This window comes from Streptomyces sp. NPDC087428 (assembly GCF_044744085.1).
In the GTDB taxonomy this organism is placed as follows: domain Bacteria; phylum Actinomycetota; class Actinomycetes; order Streptomycetales; family Streptomycetaceae; genus Streptomyces.
In genome coordinates this window covers 13,182-31,184 of the sequence record NZ_JBIUXR010000010.1, presented here as the reverse complement: position 1 = coordinate 31,184, position 18,003 = coordinate 13,182, and the positions used below count along the sequence as shown (strand labels likewise).

Here is an 18,003-nt window from a genome sequence, read left to right as displayed (position 1 = left end):
AGTATGGCGAATCCGTTTCACCGGATACGTCACGCCCGGGGGGGCTTCCCATGACTTCGCAGTCCCGCGCGGTGCTCGGCATCGTGCTCACTCCCGTCCTCGCCCTGGCAGCCGCGGCTCCGGCCGCCGCCCACAACACCGCCACGGCCGCCGCCCACGCGACCGCCAAGGCCGTGGGCGCGGCCACCGGCACCACCGCCACGGCGGCCACCACACAGGCCGCCGTCGAGACGCGTGCGCCGGGTCCGTGGGGCACCAGCACCCCGCACGCCCCGAACCCCGACCCGGCTTCCGCCTCGGGCGGGCTGAACGCCTTGGAGTCGGCCGGGAACGGCGCCCTCGTCTCCCTGACCGGTGACGGGCTCTCCCGTTCCACCCGGATCCGGACCGCCGGCAGCACCCGCTGGCTCGCTCCGCAGACCTGGCCGGACGCCGGCGGATACAACACCGAGCTCGTCTCGCTCGGCGACGGCTCGGTACGTCTGGTCTGGCGGGCCGAGCGCGCCGACGACCACGACAACTACTGGCTGAAAGTGGCCACGCTCAAGCCCGGTGCGACGGCCTTCTCCGAGCCCGAGTACGTCGCCGCGGTCCCCGAGAAGGGCTACCACCACCTGGCGGCGGCCCCCGACGGCCGACTGGTCGCCGTGTGGTCGGTCTCCGGCGTCGTGAAGGCCGCCGAGAAGACCGGCCCGAAGGCCGCGTGGACCGCTCCGGCCGACCTGAACGAGCAGCCGCCGTCCGGCAGCCGGGACATTTCCAGCATGGACCTGGCGGTCGCCAAGGACGGCACCGCCCTGCTGGTGTGGCAGTGGCAGGCGAGCAAGGCCGTCGTCGCCCTGGAGAAGGCCCCCGGCGCGTCCGCCTGGACCGCGGTCCAGCGCTTTCCGGTCCCGGGCGTGGACCTGGCGCGCCCGAAGGTGTTCGCCGGTCCGCAGGGCGGCTTCGACGTGTTCTACGACGATCTCGCGCACCTCATGCACACGCGCCGGTCCGTCGGCGCCACGCAGTGGAGCACCCCGCGGTCCGCCGCCGACCACGGCAGCACGTACGGGATGACGGCACCCGCCTACCTGCCCAACGGCGACCTCTTCGTCGCCGGCGGGCCGGGCTACTCGACCGGCCCCTGGTACGCGGTGCGCTCGGCGGTCACCGGCGCCTGGCAGCCGTACACGCAGCCCTTCTCCACGCACAAGAAGGTGCGCGCGGTCGACGCGGCCGCCACCTCGGGCGGCACGGTCACGGTGACGTGGCGGGAGGGCTACTCGGGCGAGGAGTACGCGATGGCCGCCGTCTTCAAGGGCGGCACCTGGTCCGCCCCGCGGCGGCTGAGCGCGACGAGTGCCCGGTTCGCCGGGGCGCCCCAGGTGGCCGCCGACGCGCTCGGCCGGCCCGTCGCGCTGTGGGACGAGTACAAGCTGACCGGGACGAACAGCTACGCCCTGGACGGCGTCCACCAGACCACCACCACCGGCCGCGCGCTGCCCAAGTGGCGTGACCACACGGACGACGGCAAGGCCGACCTGTTCGGCCGCAACGGCACCGCGCTGAAGGTGTACGCGGGCGACTCGACGAAGCTGTCCGCGGGGCAGCGCGCGAGCAGCTGGCCGACGGGCACGCTCGTGCTGCCGTTCGGCGACCTCGACGGCGACCGCTGCGACGACGTGTTCGTCCGCTACCCGAAGGGCGAGGCCCGCGTCTACCCGACGATCTGCGGCGGGCTGCCCGACCAGCAGTCGTCCCACATCAAGGTGTCCTCGGACTGGAGCGGGTACGACGCGGTCGTCTCGCCCGGCGACGTGACGGGCGACGGCCGGGCCGACCTGCTGACCCGGTCCGCCTCGACCGGGAAGCTGTACGTGTACGCGAACAACGGCGCGGGCGGCTTCAAGGCCCGCTCGCTCACCGGGTCCGGCTTCGGCGGCTACAAGAGACTGATCGCCGCCGGAGACCTCGACGGCGACGGCAAGAACGACCTGCTGGCCCTCGACGCGTCGAACGAGCTGTGGCGGTTCAGGGGGACCGGCGCCGGGACGTTCAGGCCCCGGTCGCTGGTCTTCAAGGACTGGGGCACCTCCTACAAGGACGTGGTCGGCGGGCTCGACCTGTCCGGGGACGGCCGGCCCGATCTCGTCTCGCTCGACAAGAACGGCCGCGCCTGGCTGAACCGGGGCAACGGCCACGGCGGTCTCGGCAACCGCTCGCAGGCCGGAAAGGCCGTGAACTGGTCCAACATCCGCATCTCCTGACGACGCGGATCCGACGGCCACTCGGGACCCGGGGTCCCGAGTGGCCGCGAGGGCAGGACGGCCAGGAGCGCGGTCAACGCGCCGGTGAGCTGTACGCCGGCCACGATCGGGGGCGCCGGCCCTCTCGACCGCGAGGCAGAGACACACGCTGTCGTGTCCGGTGCATGAGCCCGCGGAGTACGGGGCCGGGCGGAGTCTCGACGAACAGCCAGGACGGCCGGGGAGAGGGCCGAACACGAGCCTGCGTGTCCAGCCGGAACGTCATCACGCAGGACACGGTTTCAGTAGATGTGGCGGCATTCATCATACTGGCCCTGGTATTCGTCTAGGCAGGGAGTTCTCCCCCATGTACAACGAGGAATCGGCTCCGCCGGACGCCGGTAACAAGCGTGCGGTCGCCGGGCGTTACCAACTGTTGTCAGTACTGGGCGAAGGCGGCATGGGCACCGTGTGGCGCGCCTATGACGAAGTGCTGCACCGCGAGGTGGCGGTCAAGGAGGTACGCGCCCCCGTAGAGCTGCCGGCAGAGCACCGAGCGCGTCTGTACACCCGGCTGGAGCGGGAGGCGTGGGCGGCGGCACGGATCGACAGCGCTGAGGTCGTGACCGTCTATGACGTGGTCACCTTCGACGGCCGGCCGTGGATCGTGATGGAACTCGTCCGCGGCCGGTCGCTGGCCGACCTCATCACCGCCACGGGCGCGCTGCCACCGAAGGAAGCCGCGCGCATCGGCGCCAAGGTGCTGGCCGCCCTTCGTGCCGCGCACGGGGCAGGAGTGCTGCACCGCGACGTGAAGCCCGCCAACGTCCTGCTCGCCGAGGACGGCCGGGTGGTACTGACCGACTTCGGAATCGCTACCGTGGAGGGAGACACGGCGCTGACGATGACCGGCGAGGTCGTCGGCTCCCCCGAGTACCTGGCGCCGGAGCGGGCATTGGGGCGGACGCCGGACGCCACGTCCGACCTGTGGTCGCTGGGCGCGCTTCTCTACACGGCCGTCCAGGGCCGTTCACCGTTCCGTCAATCGACGGCGCTGGCGACACTGCGCGCCGTCGTGGACGAGGAATTGCCGTCGCCGCACAGGGCGGGCGCGCTCACGCCGGTCATCGAGGGCCTGATGCGCAAGGACCCGCAGGACCGGATGACGGCCGAGCAGGCCTCCCGGAAACTACTGCTGATCGAACGGGACATGCCAGAGCCGCCGCAGACCGAGGCGCGGGCGGAGGAGCGGGAGCGGCCCGCCACCGGGGTCACCGCGGCGGTCTCGGCCGGGCGGAGCCGCGCCGGGACGCGGGAACCGTCGGATGGCCGTCGCTCACGCGGTCGCCGGACGAAGGTGCTGGCGGCCGTTGCGGGCGTTGTGGCGGTGGCCCTGATCACCCTGCCGTTCCTGAGCCACGGCAAGGGCTCGACGGACGACGAGAGCAAGCTCGGGGCCGTCGGATCGACCACGTCGCCGGAGGCGAGGAACAGCCCGGCCGACGTGCCGGGAGGGCTGGAATCCGCGTCGACGAAGCCCAAGAAGCCCGCCGACAAGGCCAAGGACCTCGCGCCCTCCGGGGCTCTCCCGAGCGCGGGGACCCCTTTCCCCAGCACAGGGACGACGGCGCACACCTCACCGACGGGGCAGACGACCACTCAGGCCGAGACCCCGGAACACCCCGCGAGTGATGCTGCGACGGCCCCGGCGCCGCTCGTCGTCAAGCCGGTCGCGAAGCTGCACGCCGCCACGTCCTGGAAGACCAGCCGTCTACAGCTGGGCATGCAGGCCGATGGCAACCTCGTGCTCTACGACCGCCAGGAGAAGCGGGTGATGTGGGCTGCCGGCACCTCCGGCAAGGACAACATGGCGGCGTTCCAGGATGACGGCAACCTCGTCGTCTACACCGCGGCCGGTCGAGCGATATGGGCCTCGGACCCCGTCGGCTTCACGAACGCCACCCTGGTCATCCAGCCCGGCGGCAACGTCGTCATCATGGCCGGTGGAAAGCAGGTGTGGGCCACGAACACGCACATCTGACGCCGACAGCAGACGCGTACCGGGTGCTACGCCCTTGAGGGGACGGCACCATCTTCACGGGCACCACGTCGACGGGCGCCGTCGAAGTGCCTTACGTGGCAGGGCTGATCACCGAACCGTTCAGAGGACCGTACGCCGGCCGGCAACTCGGGCAGGCCGGATCCTGTCCGGCATGTGAACAGGACAGCGACGAGACCGTCTGGAACCACTCCCTCGACGTGAACCTCACCGCTCACTACCGCACCTGCCACGTGTTCACCCCCGGCGTGATCGAACGCCGCCGGGGCCGGATCGTGAACATCGGCAGTGTCAACGCCCGCGCCGGCCGGACGAACCTCGTCGCGTACAGCACCGCGATGGCCGGGCTGCTGGGACTGCCCCGTTCCCTCGCCCGCGAACCGGGCCCGTACGGGATCTGCGTCAACACCGTCATGGCCGGGGGCATCCAGGTCGAGGCCGAGAACACCTTCCCCGCCCAGCACCGTGCGCGGCCGGAGGACCGGATCAAGCGCCAGTGTGTCCCGCGCCGTGGCCGGCCCGAGGATGTCGCGGCCCTGGTGGCGTTTCTCGTGGGCCCCTCCGCCTCGTTCATCACGGGGCAGTCCGTCCACGTCGACGGCGGTCGGCTGCTGCACTGAGACCACCAACAAGCAAGGGCACAAACCGAAATGATCGAACGAGTCCGCGCTGTCCTGATCACCGCAGACGACACGATGCTGGTCATCCGCCGCACCCGGCCCGGCATCCCCGAATACTGGGTCCTGCCCGGCGGCGGCGTCGAACCCAGCGACGCGTCCCGGGAGGCGGCCCTCCACCGGGAGATCCACGAGGAGATCGCGGGGAAGGCCGACATCATCCGCCTCCTCCACACGATGGAGTCCGACGACGAGCGTCAGCTCTTCTACCTCGCCCGCATCGCGACCTGGTCCTTCGACGACCGCACCGGTCCCGAGTTCAGCGCTGAAGGCCGCGGTGAATACGCGCTGGAGGAGATTCCGCTGACCATGGAGGGGCTCGACGGCATCGACCTCAGGCCCGAGGAGATCGCCCACGTCCTACGGGGAGCCATCAGCGCCGGAAGCCTCGGAGCCGAGGCATCGCTCTGAGCCTTGAGCCTTCGAGTACGTCAGCACGCCATCAGGGCCGACTCTGAGATGACCAGGGCCTGTTCGTTGTGGAGCGGGTGACGAGAATCGAACTCGCGCTCTGAGCTTGGGAATCAACGGTTCCTGGGCCGCGCTGTTGGCCGCTCTGCTGGGCACGGATGGGGCACGGGAGTCGTTACGGAGACCGTGCCCCAGCGTCTGAGCTTTTACGGCTGAGGCTCGTACAACCAACCGGCCCTCTTGTCTGTCTTGTTCGGCGACGTCTGACCGACATCGGCCGCCGAACAGGACTGAAGGACTTGATGAACCCAGCCAGACGCACGACCGCCACCGCCTTGGTCCTGGCCACGGCAGGCGGAGTGCTCTACGCCACCGCCGTACCTGCTTCCGCGGCGGTGAACTGCACTTCCCCCGTCTTCAAGCGGCAGATCTTCGCGAACACGACGTTCTCGGGCACGCCGAAGAAGACGGACTGCGATTCCTCGATCGACCGGAACTGGGGCAAGGGAGCACCCGCCTCCGGCGTGCCGTCCAACAACTTCGGCGTGCGCTGGACGGTGACGCGCGACTTCGGCTCCGGTGGTCCCTTCGCGTTCACGGCCTCCGCCCAGGACGGAATGCGCGTCTACCTCGATGGCGTCCGGAAGATCAACGTGTGGAAGAACGTCTCCGCCACCGTCAAGAAGACGGTCAACGTGACGATCCCCGCGGGCAAGCACACGATCCGCTTCGACTTCGTCAACTGGACGGGTTCCGCGAACGTCAGGTTCGCCTATACGCCGCGCACCTCCGCCGCCTACGACAAGGTCAAGCCCCTCACCCCGACGGGCGCGGCCGTCTCGTACAACCCCGCCACCGGCGCGGCCAAGCTCACCTGGACCAGGAGCAAGGAGATGGACCTGGCGAATTACCGGGTCTACCGGCGGTTGAAGGGTGCGCCGTACGGCAAGCAGCTCGCGACGACCACCGCCACGTCGTACACCGACAGCGCGCTGCCCAGGACCGGCGCGGCCTACTACTACGAGGTGCGGGCCGTCGACAAGGCGGGCAATGCATCCGGCGGCAGCTCCGACAAGCTCGTCACCACCGTTGACAGGACGCCGCCCGCCGCGCCCTTCGTCGAATGGGACGCCTGCCCGGCCGACCAGCCCTACGCGGCACCGGAGCTGGTCACCACGGCGAAGAACGCCGCCGACATCGCCCGGTACGAGATGCAGCGGCTCGACGCGACCACGAAGCGCTGGAGCACCGTCTACTCCGGCACCAAGGGTGCGATCTGCGACACCGGCTACCGGGCCGACGGCAGCAAGGTCACCTACCGGGGGCGGGCCCGGGACGCCGCCGGGAACTGGTCGGCGTACTCGGCCGCCACGACGTTCACCACCCCCGACCTGACCCCGCCCGCCGCCGTCACGGGGCTCCGCGCCGAGTACCGGTCGGGCGTTCCGCATGTGGTGTGGTCGCCCGTCACCGGGGCCGCCTCGTACCAGGTCCTCCAGTACGAACCGGCGACCGGCGGCTACACCGACGCTCTTCCCGAGGGGAGCCCCAGCACCCGGACCGACGTGGTGCCGCGCCAGTCGGCCGCCGTCGCCGACAGCTACCGGTACGCGGTGCGCTCGCTGGACGCCAAGGGCAACCCTGCCGCGCCGGTGGAGATCACTCTGAAGTTGGCCGACCGTCCGGAGGCGATCCCCGCGTTCAAGACCACTGCCAACGGGTTCGACGAGGGTGTGATGGTCGAGTGGAGCAGCGTCGACCCGTGGACCGTCGACGAGCGGCCTCTTCCCACGTACAAGATCATCCGGACCGACACCGCGACCGGCGAGACCGACATCGTGGACCAGTGCAAGCCGAACAGCTCAGTGGACCAGCCGCTGGATGACCCGGACACGTACTGGACCTGGGCGGACGACGATGCTCCTCTGTCCGCCCGCAAACAGGTCAACGGCAGCTGCTGGGACGTCCAGGGCAAGTCGGAGACGACGTACGAGTACCGAGTCGTGACGACCGACCGGTACGGACATGTGTCGCAGGCCGGCCCGCCCGCCACGGAGACCACCCCGGACACCCAGCGTCCCGCCACGGTCCAGGACCTGACCGCGGAACGAGTCCCGCTGGGCGTCCGGCTGACCTGGACGCCGCCCGCCGACACCGATGTCTCCGGCTACCGCGCGTGGCAGGGCGTCACCGACCCGGACAGCGGTGAGACGGTCTGGAAGAACAACTGCTGGACCGGCAGCTCCCTGACCAGGACCGAAATCCTCTGCCCGACCGTGCCGGACGGCGCCACCCACGTCTACAAGGTGGCCGCGATGGACGACTACCGCGACGATCCACTCGGCGTCCTCCACCCCGCCGAGGTCTCGGTCACCCTGCCCGACACCCGGCCGCCGGGCTGGACGGAGACCGAGGTCCGTGAGGGCCAGTACCCGGATCTGTACGTCGGCTGCTCCGAAAGCTCCGGACTCGGTGACTGTTCCCGGTTCGCGAGCTACCGCGTGGAGCGCTGGGACCCCGTCACTGCCGCCTACGTCGCCCTGGCGGAGGGCGCGATGGGTGACGCCGCGTTCTACATGGACACCACGGTGCACGAGGACCGGCTCGGCCTGTACTACTACCGCGTCGTACGGCTCGACGCCTCGGGCGTCGAGGCCGTGACCCGATCGACGGCGTACGGCATCTGGGACTCCTGGCTCTGACCGGACGTGGGAGGGGACCGAAGGGTTCTTCGGCCCCCTCCCCATGCTGGGCGACGAGCGGTTCGACCGGCCGCAGGACTTCGACCCGGGCGTGTACTGGGTCTCCTGCCTCGATGACTTCCAGGCCCGCTGCTATACCGGCACAGCCACCGTCCGCCTTTCTCCCCGGGAATGACGGCGCTTGCTCGGCAACGTTGCCCTTGCGGCGGTGAGGGCCTTCGGCTCCACCGCGACCGCCGGCGGTGACGACGGATGGGCCGAGGCGGTCATCCCGGTTGAGGGCATCGAGCACGCCTGCTGCGAGTTGCTGAGGCTCGGGGGGGGGGATACCGAGGTCGTTGCACGGGCCGAACTCCGCCAGGCCGTGGCCGCCACCGCAGCGATACCCGCCCGAGCCCACGAGGCCAAGGGGCCAGGTGGTGCGCAGGTGGTGCGCGACGCCGGGGGAAGTCTGGGCAACGACGAACCCCCAGGTTCATGACCTCGGGGTTTGTGAAAGAGCGGGTGACGAGAATCGAACTCGCGCTCTGAGCTTGGGAATCAGCGGTTCTTGAGCGGTCGTTCCTGCCTTGACCCGGCGGCCAAGGGCTTCAACGGCCGAGTTGGGCAGTCCTCCAACGAGACCTCCGCGACGGCCCCGTCCGTGACAGTCGCCAGACGGGATGCAGATGCAGGACGACGAATTCGAATTCGATGTCGAGTCCTGACCCAGAGACTCGGGCAACGGGATCGAAGATCGACCGTACAGCGGATACTGGCCCTGAACGCGCCTCCGAACTCGCCACCACCCGCCACCACCCGCCCCACCCGATGACCGGCGGAACCGGCGCGCGGGCCGACCCGCCGGTCTGCACGCGGCGCCGGACGAGGAGACCGTGCCTGGCGGTCTCGGGGGGTTAGATCGGAGGCCGCACCCACGAAGCGAAGATCTGACCGGGGGCCGCATTGTCCCGCCAGTACCTGAGCACGGTCTCGCGCACGACCTCGAACCGCCCTGCGGTGGTGCGGCGGGCGATGGGCTGCCAACTGCCCGCGTCCGCTTCGAACGCGACGAGAAGCGGCGGTCCGGGCGCCGCAGCGGCCGCTCAGAGGTGACCGTCCAGGAACTTCCGTACCTCGTCGATGGTCATGGGCCCCGTGCCGTGCGCCACCGCCGCTCCCTCCTTCAGCAGGAGGCAGGACGGGGCTCCGGTGATCCCGTATCGCTCGGTTGCCGCCGGGCAACGCGTGATGTCGGTGCGGACGACCGTCAGGCGGCCCGTGTAGGCGGCGGCGATGTCGCCCACGACGACATCCATCACCCGGCAGGGCTCGATTGCCTTGGGCCATGCCCCGGTGAAGTATGCGAGGACCGGAACCTTGCTTCTCCCGAGGATGAAACTGAACTCCGCGTCCTCACGAGGTCGGTGAACCAGCTTTGTCATGGGAGCTCCTGACCTCACGTTTCGTACTCCGTCCCATCATCCCTCGCGCGGTGTGCCGGGTCGGCCCCGGCCGGTCGTCCGGCCGGCTGCAGGGAGGGAGATACGGGCCGCCGCCGCAGGACGGCGGTGGCCCCTGGGACGAGCGGCCCGGCCCTTGTCGCGACGACCGGAAAGCCGTTTTCCAGGGTCATAGCGGCTTGGCACCGGGAACGAGCACGATTTCTGGACGCTCGCGGACGCGGCGGTGGACGGGTGACGCGTCAGCGGACCCGGAGACCGACCGCCAGCGTCAGTTCAAGGACCCGGTGTGGTGACGCGAGATCGGGAAACAGCTCCCGCAGTTGCGACATCCGGTATCGAACCGTCTGGGGATGGACGAACAATGCCGCCGCGACCTCGTCCCGCCTGCCCTGGTGCAGCAGCCACGCTCGCAACGTCTCCTCCAGCCGTCGTGCGGTTGCGGCAGGCAAGGTCTGCAACGGTGCGAGGGCTCGGGCGCGCAGGTCCGCGAACGCGTCCTCGTCGGCGCTGAGCACCAGGTCGGGCAGGTGGTCCTCGGTGTCGCGAATGTCAGAGGAAAGGGAGCGCGCGCGTAGGGCTCGTGCGTACGAGGCGGACGCGTGGGTCCATGGCCGGGCCGGGCCGACCACGGCGGCGCGGTCGGTCAGCTGCCGTAGGAGACGTGATCGGTCGGCATCGGGGACGAGGAGCACACCGGTGGCGTCCGGCAAATCGTCGAGGACGAGGGTGCTCGGGTCGAGTGTCCGGTAGGCAGGCCGGGCCTGGGCGGCGGGCAGCAGGACGGCGGTCAGCGAAAGCGGGGTCTGCCACCTGGCCCGTTGGCCGGAGGCCAGCAGCACGTCCGGGCTCGCGCCGGCGAGGAGGTCGCGGGCCAGGTGTTCCAGGTGGCGCTCGTGGGCTCTGCCCCGGGCGGCCAGTTCGTCGGCGTGGCCCGCGGCGCTCGCGGCGGAGAGCTCGTCGATGTAGGCGAAGGTCAGCTCGGCGAACTTCGCGACCTCGGCGGCGGGCAGACCTGCGGGTACGGCACCCGCTGCCAGACATCGCCAGGCGACCCGGGCGCCGACGCGGTAGGCGCTGAGCAGGGCGTCCATCGAACGGCCGTCGCGCACCTCGCCGCGGCCCAGCTCGTAGGCGGCGTCCCCGGCGTCGCCGCCCGTGGCGTTCCCGCTCGCAAGGTCCAGGTAGTGCGCCAGGGCGGTGCGGACGGCTCTGCGGATGGTGGCGCCCATGCGGCCCGACAAGGCATGGGCGTAGGGAGGAACCTCGTCGATGATCGCCTGGACGACTTCGTCGGCGGTGGTCTTCAGCGCGGCCCGAAGGGCGGTGACCGTCGTCTCGTCCAGGCTCAGTTCGCTGGCCCTCCGGATTGCATAGCTCATTTTTGTTCCCTGCGAACAATTCAGCCGACCAGATTTACGTCCTGTGGTCAGGACTTTACGCCTGGAGGCGCAGCAAGCTGGAGTCATGACGAGTGGAGCCCTCCGCAGTAGGGCGTGGAAACTGCTGGAGATGGTCACGACGCCGCTGCTGCCGTCGGACTACCTCGACCTGGTCAGCCCGCTGCGTGCGGGCGCCGACCTGTGTGGGCGCATCGAGGCCGTGCACTCCGAGACCGATAACGCCGCGACTGTCGTGATCAGGCCGGGGCGGGGCTGGCGCGGCCACACAGCCGGCCAGTACGTGAGGATCGGAGTCGACGTCGACGGAGTGCGCCTGTGGCGTGCCTACTCCATCACCTCGCCGACAAACCGCCGGGACGGCCGGGTAACGATCACCGTGAAGGCGATCCCGGACGGAAAGGTCAGCAACCACCTGGTCCGCAGGGCGAAACCGGGCACGCTGATCCAGCTCGACCAGCCGACCGGTGACTTCGTCCTGCCGCAGGCCAAGCCCGCCAAGGTGCTCTACCTGACGGCCGGCAGCGGCATCACGCCCGTGATGGGCATGCTGCGCGACATCGAACTCGACGACGTCGTCATGGTCCACTGCGCGCCACAGCCTCAGGACGTGATCTTCCGCAAGGAACTGCACCGTCTGGTCGCGGACAAGAAGCTTCGGCTCACCGAGGTGCACACCGACACGGACGGCAAGCTCGACATCGCCCGTCTCCAAGAACTCGTGCCCGACTGGGCCCAGCGCGAGACCTGGGCCTGCGGGCCCGCAGGTCTGCTCGACGCCGCCGAAGAGCACTGGACCGAAGAGGGCGCCCAAGAACGCCTGCACACCGAACGGTTCCGCCCCGGCATCGTCGTCGCCGGTGACGGCGGCGAGGTCACGTTCAGCGCCACCGGCAAGACCATCGACGCGGACGGCGCCACGCCGTTGCTCGACATCGGCGAGGAGGCCGGCGTGCTCATGCCCTCCGGGTGCCGTATGGGCATCTGCTTCGGCTGCGTCACGCCGCTCAAGGCCGGCGCTGTCCGCGACCTGCGCACCGGCGAGATCACCGAGGCCGAGCCGGGCGTCCTCATCCAGACCTGCGTGTCCGCCGCGGCGGGCCCCTGCGACATCGAACGGTAGGAACACCTTGACCGCCATCGACCCCACCGCCCACCTGACCGCGGAGCAGATCGAAGAGCTGGGCCGCGAGCTGGACGCGATCCGCGACGAGGTGATCGCCGGCCGCGGTGAGAAGGACGCCGCCTACATCCGTAAGGTCATCTCGGTGCAGCGCAAGCTCGAACTGGTCAGCAGGGGTGTGCTGCTGTTCTCGATCTTCCCGCCCGCGTGGGTGCTCGGCACCGCCGGGCTGTCCGTGGCGAAGATCATGGACAACATGGAGATCGGCCACAACGTCCTGCACGGCCAGTGGGACTGGATGCGAGACCCGAAGATCCACTCCACCACCTGGGAGTGGGATCACGTCTCGCCGTCCGATCAGTGGAAGCACTCGCACAACGAGCTGCACCACACGTACACCAACGTGATCGGCAAGGACAACGACCTCGGCTACGGCATCATGCGCGTCGACGAGGACCAGAAGTGGCACCCCTTCCACCTCGGCCAGCCGCTGTGGAACTTCCTCAACGCGTGTTTCTTCGAGTACGGCATCGCAGCGTACGACCTGGAGCTCGGCAAGAACCTCACCAAGCGCCGCCGCAAGAACCCGGAGTTCCGCGCGCGGGCCAAGGCCGTGGGCCGTAAGATCCGCAAGCAGGTGCTCAAGGACTACGTGATCCACCCGTTGCTGTCGGGCCCCTCATTCCTCACCACACTCGGCGCCACGTTCACCGCGAACCTGGTCCGCAACATCTGGACCCACTCAGTGATCATGTGCGGGCACTTCCCCGAGGGCGTACATGTCTTCGAACGCCAGTCGATCACGGGCGAGACACGCGGCCAGTGGTACCTGCGCCAGATGATGGGCTCGGCGAACATCAGCGGCAGCAAGGCCATGCACTTCATGACCGGCAACCTGTCGCACCAGATCGAGCACCACCTGTTCCCGGACCTGCCGAGCAACCGGTACGCGGAGGTCGCGGTGAAGGTGCGCCTGCTGTTCGAGAAGTACGAGCTGGAGTACATCACCGGCCCGCTGCCCAAGCAGGTGTTCTCCGCGTGGCACAAGGTCTTCCGGCTCGCGCTGCCGAACAAGCAGCCCAAGGCCGGAACGCCGGACCGTGAGCAGAATTTCATCACCGCCTGACTCCCCGGACGCACCTCAAGCCCTTGATGACGTCACTGCTGCGACACGACGGCCTGCTCGGCCAGTGGAGTTTCCGCGCTGCCCGGGTCCCACAGCTTGGTGAGCGCACGCCGGACAGCAGCTGAGTGAGAGCTTCTCTCCGGCTTCCACGACAAGCCACGCCAGATGAGAAGGGCGACGAGGTGGACTATGACGTCAGGAAGACCGGGTGGAGCAGCACTCTGTGCGGCTGCACCGCCGGGTCGCTCCTCGTCGCGATGCTTGACTACCTCGGTATCGACGGGGCCGACGCCTACGGCACGTCCATGGGCGGACGCCTGGCCCAGCAACTCGCAGCCCGCCACCCGCACCGGGTGCGCGCCCTGGGGATCGGCTGCACATCACCCGGTGGACCGCACGGCATCGGACGCGACAGTGTCGTGAGTAGGTCGCTGGTACAGCACGAGGGCGGGGCGGCGCGGCAGGTCCCATTTTGATGTCCACCCCGGCCTGGCTGACCGAAGCCAGTCGGCGTCATCCGGATTCCGCTCCGGGCCAACAAGAAAGCCCCGGGCGGCTGGCCTGGGGCTTTTCCATGGAGCGGGTGACGAGAATCGAACCCGCGCTCTGAGCTTGGGAATCAACGGTCCTTACGTTGTTGGAGGGGCTCTGACCTGCGATTTCGGAATGGGCAGGTGGATGGCTCCCGGTCTCTGGGAGCCGTGTCTGACCGCTGTTGTCCGCTCTGCTGGGCACGGATGGGGCACAGCCGCTGGGGGCTGAGTAGCCTGCCGTGCATCTTGCTGAGCATGTCCGGTCGCCACGCGGCCATCAGTCTTCGTGGGGAGTCTCCAGCTCTTGGAGTCGTTCGCCGATGTCTGTGGCCCATGCCTGTGCCCACTGCCGCAGCCCGGTGATTGCCTGCTCGTCGAGTCGGTAGGCGGCGAATTCCGTGTCGTCGATCCAGTCGGCTCCGCCCAGCCGGGCTTGAAGCTCGCTCAGATCGAAGGAGTCGCGAGCATGGCGCCGTCCGAGTTCCTCGAGTTCGACATGGCTCCAGCGGTTCGCGGCGGCCTGTACGTCGATCAAGTCTCTGGCGAGTCCGCGGTCGGCCAGCGCGCGGACTTTGGTTCCGACGACGTCTTCGAGGGACAGCACCAAGCCGTGCTCTGTGTGCACGGGTGGCCGCCAGAGTGCTTCCTTGAGGATGTCGACCTCGCACTCTTCACGGCTGGCAGGATCGGTGACGATCAGGCGGGCGGAGAGCGGGTCTGTTTCCAGAGCGCTGACCTGCCACCCGCGTTGTTCCAGGCCCGTTCGCACGGAAGTGGCAATGTCCTCCATACGATCGGGGTTCTCGGTCGCGACATCGAGGTCCTGGCTGAGCCGGTCGACCAGGCCGTGTGCCTGGACCGCGTAGCCGCCGGTAAGCGCCAGAGGGTAGGAGCCGCCCACAGCGAGCACGTCTGCAAGCAAGCGGCGGTGCAGGTCGGTGAGGTTCACGCAGCGGACCGGGCGCTGTGAGCGAGTTCGTCGAAGGAGCGTTCCCAGACTTCACGGACGTCACGGCTGATCAGTGCGCGCAGTGTGGGCCACAAGGTGACGACGAGGCCGCGATTGAGATACCGGACCAGATCGTCGTGCTGGCCCTCGGCCAGCACGATGCGGTAGTAGCTCATCCGCAGCCGGGGCTGATCGAGATCGAATGTGGTCAGTCCCGACCACGCCAGGTGAAGTGGCAGGCTCACTGTGCCGTGCTCAGGGCCGGCAAGTTCGGAGAGTGCTGCGGGCAGGCGCCGGGCGAACTTGGCGCGGCGGAGATCGGAAAGGCTGGGCTGTGATGCCATACGTCGATTATCCAGGGAGAGGCCACCGAAGCAGACCGAACGGTGACGAGCTGCCGCATATAAAGAAGCCCCCGGCCACTGGCCTGGGGCTTTGCTGTGGAGCGGGTGACGAGAATCGAACTCGCGCTCTGAGCTTGGGAATCAACGGTTCTTACGTTGTTGGAGGGGCTCTGGCCTGCGATTTCGGAATGGGCAGGTGGATGGCTCCCGGTCTCTGGGAGCCGTGTCTGACCGCTGTTGTCCGCTCTGCTGGGCACGGATGGGGCACGAGAGCTGGCAGTGCGACGCGTGCTCCGGGCGGGCCGACTGGTCAGAGGGGGATGATGCGGACTTGGTTGCCGCAGAGCTTGGTCATGTCATCGCTGTCGGACGTCAGCAGGGCGACGGGTTTCGGCTGGCGGAGCGCGACCTCGGCGACCGTGGCGTCGATGGCGTACTTGTGCCCGTGCAGCCCGGCGCTTTTGAGGAGCTCAGCCGCCGCTTTCGCCGCCTGCTCGGTGACGGGCTCCACCTTGATGCGGGACAGGGTCCAGTTCAGGCGAGGCATGTTGGTGCGGGAGTGGCTGACTTCCACGATGGTGTTCGCACCGATCACCAGGTCGGCTCCCATGTCGTGGAAGACCTGAAGCATCGCGAGGAGTTTGCGGTCCTGCGCGATCCAGGCGGAGAGTCCTTCCGAGTCCAGGACGACGGTTTCGATGCGCTTGCTCACGCGGCGTCCGCGCCCTTGGAGGTGCCGGCGGAGCCGAAGATCTTCGCGCGGGCTTCGGAGAGCTCCTCGTCGCTGAAGGGTTCGTGCTCTTCCACATAGCGGCGGAGGTCTTCGCCCAGGAGCTGGTGCCGGATCTGGCGGGCCACGGCTTCCGCTACGTAGCCGGAGACGTTGTCCGTGAGCTTGCGGAGCTCCGCCACCTGGTCGCTGGGGAGCGTGACGGTGATGCGAGTCGTTGAGGACATGAGTCTAAGCATACTGGAGTATGCACATGCTGGCTCGGGTCTCAGGACCCGAGCCTTGACAGTCGAGGCCGCATGCTCCGGGCGGGGATAGTGGGCGGTCGCACCCCGGCTCTCCGTAGCGTGAGGCTCCGGGCCGGTTCCGCTGGAGGGCAAGCGAAAGGCCCCGGTCGTCCGTCATTGATTCGGAGCCGTAGTACCGGCGGACCGCGTCTCATTGTGGTCATCAGCGAGACCTCAACATGAGGTACTAAGGTACCGTGGATGTGGAGGTGGGACTCATGACCACGGCTTCGAAGCCGCCCCGGCAGTCGCCGCTCAAGGTGGACCCGGCGACGGACAAGTTGATCAGCCAGGGCGCGCATTTCCTGGGCTTGACGAAGAAGGACCTGGTCGCGGAGGCGGTACGGGTTTACCTGGACCAACGGCGTGAGGATCTGCGTGAGGGCATGGTGGAGGCGCTCAGCGTCCTGGACGGCTCCCTGAAGTCGGACGTCATGCTCCTGACCGGTCTGACATCGGAGGAGATCGACGCGGTCGGCGGGATCGACGAATGACCGGCCCCGCCGCGATGCGGCCCGCCAGGCCCACCTTGCGATGCCTACGCGATGACCTTGGACTCCCCCTGCCGGCGGTGACCGACCCCCTGGACGAGATCGAGCACCCGATCCTGGCGAAGACCGCCGAGCAGTTCGCGGCGGACGATGCCAAGCACGAGCGCATCCGCGCTGTCGATGACCAGGTGTTGTTCAAGGTGAAGGTCCAGCGCTGGCGCGGGGCGGTCTGGGTGGACGCCGATCTTCCGTGGCTGGTGGCGGCCGGCCGCCGCGAGGACGGCTCCACCGACGACTTCTACGCAGCTCTCGAAGCCGACGGCAAGACCGCCCGAACCCGCTACAACGCCGGCAACGCCGAAGCGCTCAAGTCCGCCACGTACACAGCCCACTTGCTCCCCGCTCGCGAGGACCACATTCGCTATCGCGCCGAAGCGGGAGTCCGTTTCGTCCGGCGACTCCGGACCATGGTTCTGGCCCTGAGCCGTGCCACCCTCCGGGACGGCCAGGAACACACAGTGGATTTCGACACCTTTACCGTCGGCCTCCAGGTTCGCGCCGACGACGGCCACGAAACGTACCTCGCGGTGCGGATCACGGGTTCGGTCCCGCCGAACCTCACCACCTTGATCCTGCGCAACGTCCCCGGCTGCGAGGCCGACGGCTGGTACCCCGAATACGCCCTGCCGGAGCGGGACCTGCTCCCCGCCGAACAAGCCTGGTCCAATCTGATGGACCCTCGCGAGGCCGCCCGACTCCTCGACACGGAGCCGTAGCAGCCGGAAGTAAACAAGGCCCTGGTCTCTGACCAGGGCCTTCATCATGGAGCGGGTGACGAGAATCGAACTCGCGCTCTGAGCTTGGGAATCACTGATCGCTTGAGAGCGGCTGAGACGTGGACCTGGTGAAACGTCTCCATCTTGGGTGAGCTGAGTAGTGTCAGCGTGGCTCGTGGTGACCACTGTTGACCGGTCATTCTGGTGCCAATCTGGTGCGCTACGGCTCGTCCTGGACGGGCCTGGGAGGGGGCGGTCGTGGACGTCGTGGAACTGATGGAGTGGTTGGCCGAGCGAGGATGCTCGGTGGTCTTCAAGGCTGATGGTGAGCGCGGACAGGGGCAGCGTTGGATGGTGATCGTCTCCGGCGGCGCTCTCGGGCCGGAGGGGGTCTTCAGGACTGACCTGTCGTCCGCCGAGGCGTGCCTGGAAGCCACACTCGAGCACTTGGCGAGCCAGCAGGTTTCACCCTTCACCTGAGCTTGGGAATCACGGATCGATCTGCCCCTAGAAGGCGTTGGCCAGGCAAGATGCACTATCACCGCACCCTTCGACCAAGCTCCGGTGTCCCAGGTTGACCGCTGTTGCCCGTGCGGTCTGGCATGCATCTGGCATGCCCGTCCCTGACGGGATGGCGGAGCGCGTGGTGGCGTCGGGGCAGATTGGGTGGGAATGGCTCCGACGCTCGTGCTGGCTGCCACTGGCTCGACTCAGGGCATGTGCCG

General features: G+C 68.6%; 17 protein-coding genes. 11 read left to right on the top strand and 6 right to left on the bottom strand.

Annotated elements, in window-relative coordinates:
* Nucleotides 1-50 precede the first annotated feature (50 nt).
* The 5 genes from ACIO3R_RS21795 to ACIO3R_RS21775 all read left to right on the top strand — a co-directional run bounded on the left by ACIO3R_RS21795 (nucleotide 51) and on the right by ACIO3R_RS21775 (nucleotide 8,077).
* Nucleotides 51-2,249 carry an FG-GAP repeat domain-containing protein gene (locus tag ACIO3R_RS21795; RefSeq protein WP_402107903.1) on the top strand — a complete coding sequence of 733 codons (2,199 nt, stop codon included), beginning with the start codon at nucleotides 51-53 and terminating at the stop codon, nucleotides 2,247-2,249.
* Between the two features lie 346 nt (nucleotides 2,250-2,595).
* Nucleotides 2,596-4,269 (top strand): protein kinase, encoded by a 1,674-nt coding sequence (locus ACIO3R_RS21790; protein ID WP_402107900.1) that lies wholly within the window; start codon nucleotides 2,596-2,598, stop codon nucleotides 4,267-4,269.
* 95 nt (nucleotides 4,270-4,364) lie between these two features.
* Complete coding sequence (locus tag ACIO3R_RS21785; protein ID WP_402107897.1) at nucleotides 4,365-4,907, top strand: SDR family NAD(P)-dependent oxidoreductase; 543 nt, start codon at nucleotides 4,365-4,367, stop codon at nucleotides 4,905-4,907.
* A gap of 30 nt (nucleotides 4,908-4,937) precedes the next feature.
* Complete coding sequence (locus tag ACIO3R_RS21780) at nucleotides 4,938-5,375, top strand: NUDIX domain-containing protein (RefSeq protein ID WP_402107895.1); 438 nt, start codon at nucleotides 4,938-4,940, stop codon at nucleotides 5,373-5,375.
* A 302-nt stretch (nucleotides 5,376-5,677) separates the two neighbouring features.
* Entirely contained in the window at nucleotides 5,678-8,077 is a 2,400-nt protein-coding gene (locus tag ACIO3R_RS21775; protein ID WP_402107893.1) for a PA14 domain-containing protein, read from the top strand.
* 1,085 nt (nucleotides 8,078-9,162) lie between these two features.
* On the opposite strand, the gene ACIO3R_RS21770 is transcribed toward ACIO3R_RS21775, so the two are convergent.
* Nucleotides 9,163-9,501 carry a thioredoxin family protein gene (locus tag ACIO3R_RS21770; RefSeq protein ID WP_385030398.1) on the bottom strand — a complete coding sequence of 113 codons (339 nt, stop codon included), beginning with the start codon at nucleotides 9,499-9,501 and terminating at the stop codon, nucleotides 9,163-9,165.
* Between the two features lie 260 nt (nucleotides 9,502-9,761).
* Nucleotides 9,762-10,901, bottom strand: coding sequence for a PucR family transcriptional regulator (locus tag ACIO3R_RS21765; protein WP_402107889.1), 1,140 nt, complete (start codon nucleotides 10,899-10,901; stop codon nucleotides 9,762-9,764).
* Nucleotides 10,902-10,986: 85 nt separating this feature from the next.
* Between ACIO3R_RS21765 and ACIO3R_RS21760 the strand changes: the two genes are divergently transcribed.
* The 3 genes from ACIO3R_RS21760 to ACIO3R_RS21750 all read left to right on the top strand — a co-directional run bounded on the left by ACIO3R_RS21760 (nucleotide 10,987) and on the right by ACIO3R_RS21750 (nucleotide 13,644).
* The gene (locus ACIO3R_RS21760; protein WP_402107887.1) at nucleotides 10,987-12,042 is read left to right on the top strand and encodes a ferredoxin reductase; all 1,056 of its coding nucleotides are present in this window, start codon (nucleotides 10,987-10,989) and stop codon (nucleotides 12,040-12,042) included.
* Nucleotides 12,043-12,049: 7 nt separating this feature from the next.
* Nucleotides 12,050-13,168, top strand: coding sequence for a fatty acid desaturase family protein (locus ACIO3R_RS21755; RefSeq protein WP_402107885.1), 1,119 nt, complete (start codon nucleotides 12,050-12,052; stop codon nucleotides 13,166-13,168).
* Nucleotides 13,169-13,350: 182 nt separating this feature from the next.
* Complete coding sequence (locus ACIO3R_RS21750) at nucleotides 13,351-13,644, top strand: alpha/beta fold hydrolase (protein ID WP_402107882.1); 294 nt, start codon at nucleotides 13,351-13,353, stop codon at nucleotides 13,642-13,644.
* A 334-nt stretch (nucleotides 13,645-13,978) separates the two neighbouring features.
* Here ACIO3R_RS21750 and ACIO3R_RS21745 read toward each other — a convergent pair whose 3' ends face one another.
* The 4 genes from ACIO3R_RS21745 to ACIO3R_RS21730 all read right to left on the bottom strand — a co-directional run bounded on the left by ACIO3R_RS21745 (nucleotide 13,979) and on the right by ACIO3R_RS21730 (nucleotide 15,951).
* The gene (locus ACIO3R_RS21745; RefSeq protein ID WP_389215951.1) at nucleotides 13,979-14,650 is read right to left on the bottom strand and encodes a nucleotidyl transferase AbiEii/AbiGii toxin family protein; all 672 of its coding nucleotides are present in this window, start codon (nucleotides 14,648-14,650) and stop codon (nucleotides 13,979-13,981) included.
* The gene (locus ACIO3R_RS21740) at nucleotides 14,647-14,994 is read right to left on the bottom strand and encodes a transcriptional regulator (protein WP_389215954.1); all 348 of its coding nucleotides are present in this window, start codon (nucleotides 14,992-14,994) and stop codon (nucleotides 14,647-14,649) included. The genes ACIO3R_RS21745 and ACIO3R_RS21740 overlap by 4 nt, the downstream gene beginning before the upstream one ends.
* 310 nt (nucleotides 14,995-15,304) lie before the next feature.
* On the bottom strand, nucleotides 15,305-15,706 hold the full coding sequence (locus tag ACIO3R_RS21735; RefSeq protein ID WP_402107878.1) for a DNA-binding protein: 402 nt from the start codon (nucleotides 15,704-15,706) through the stop codon (nucleotides 15,305-15,307).
* Nucleotides 15,703-15,951, bottom strand: coding sequence for a hypothetical protein (locus ACIO3R_RS21730; protein ID WP_385030415.1), 249 nt, complete (start codon nucleotides 15,949-15,951; stop codon nucleotides 15,703-15,705). The genes ACIO3R_RS21735 and ACIO3R_RS21730 overlap by 4 nt, the downstream gene beginning before the upstream one ends.
* Nucleotides 15,952-16,229: 278 nt before the next feature.
* Here ACIO3R_RS21730 and ACIO3R_RS21725 point away from each other — a divergent pair, with 278 nt between their 5' ends.
* The 3 genes from ACIO3R_RS21725 (at nucleotide 16,230) to ACIO3R_RS21715 (ending at nucleotide 17,758) form a co-directional block, all read left to right on the top strand.
* Nucleotides 16,230-16,505 carry a hypothetical protein gene (locus ACIO3R_RS21725; protein ID WP_030595208.1) on the top strand — a complete coding sequence of 92 codons (276 nt, stop codon included), beginning with the start codon at nucleotides 16,230-16,232 and terminating at the stop codon, nucleotides 16,503-16,505.
* Between the two features lie 77 nt (nucleotides 16,506-16,582).
* The gene (locus ACIO3R_RS21720) at nucleotides 16,583-17,278 is read left to right on the top strand and encodes a hypothetical protein (RefSeq protein WP_402107872.1); all 696 of its coding nucleotides are present in this window, start codon (nucleotides 16,583-16,585) and stop codon (nucleotides 17,276-17,278) included.
* 258 nt (nucleotides 17,279-17,536) lie between these two features.
* Nucleotides 17,537-17,758 (top strand): hypothetical protein, encoded by a 222-nt coding sequence (locus ACIO3R_RS21715; protein WP_402107869.1) that lies wholly within the window; start codon nucleotides 17,537-17,539, stop codon nucleotides 17,756-17,758.
* Nucleotides 17,759-18,003: the final 245 nt, after the last annotated feature.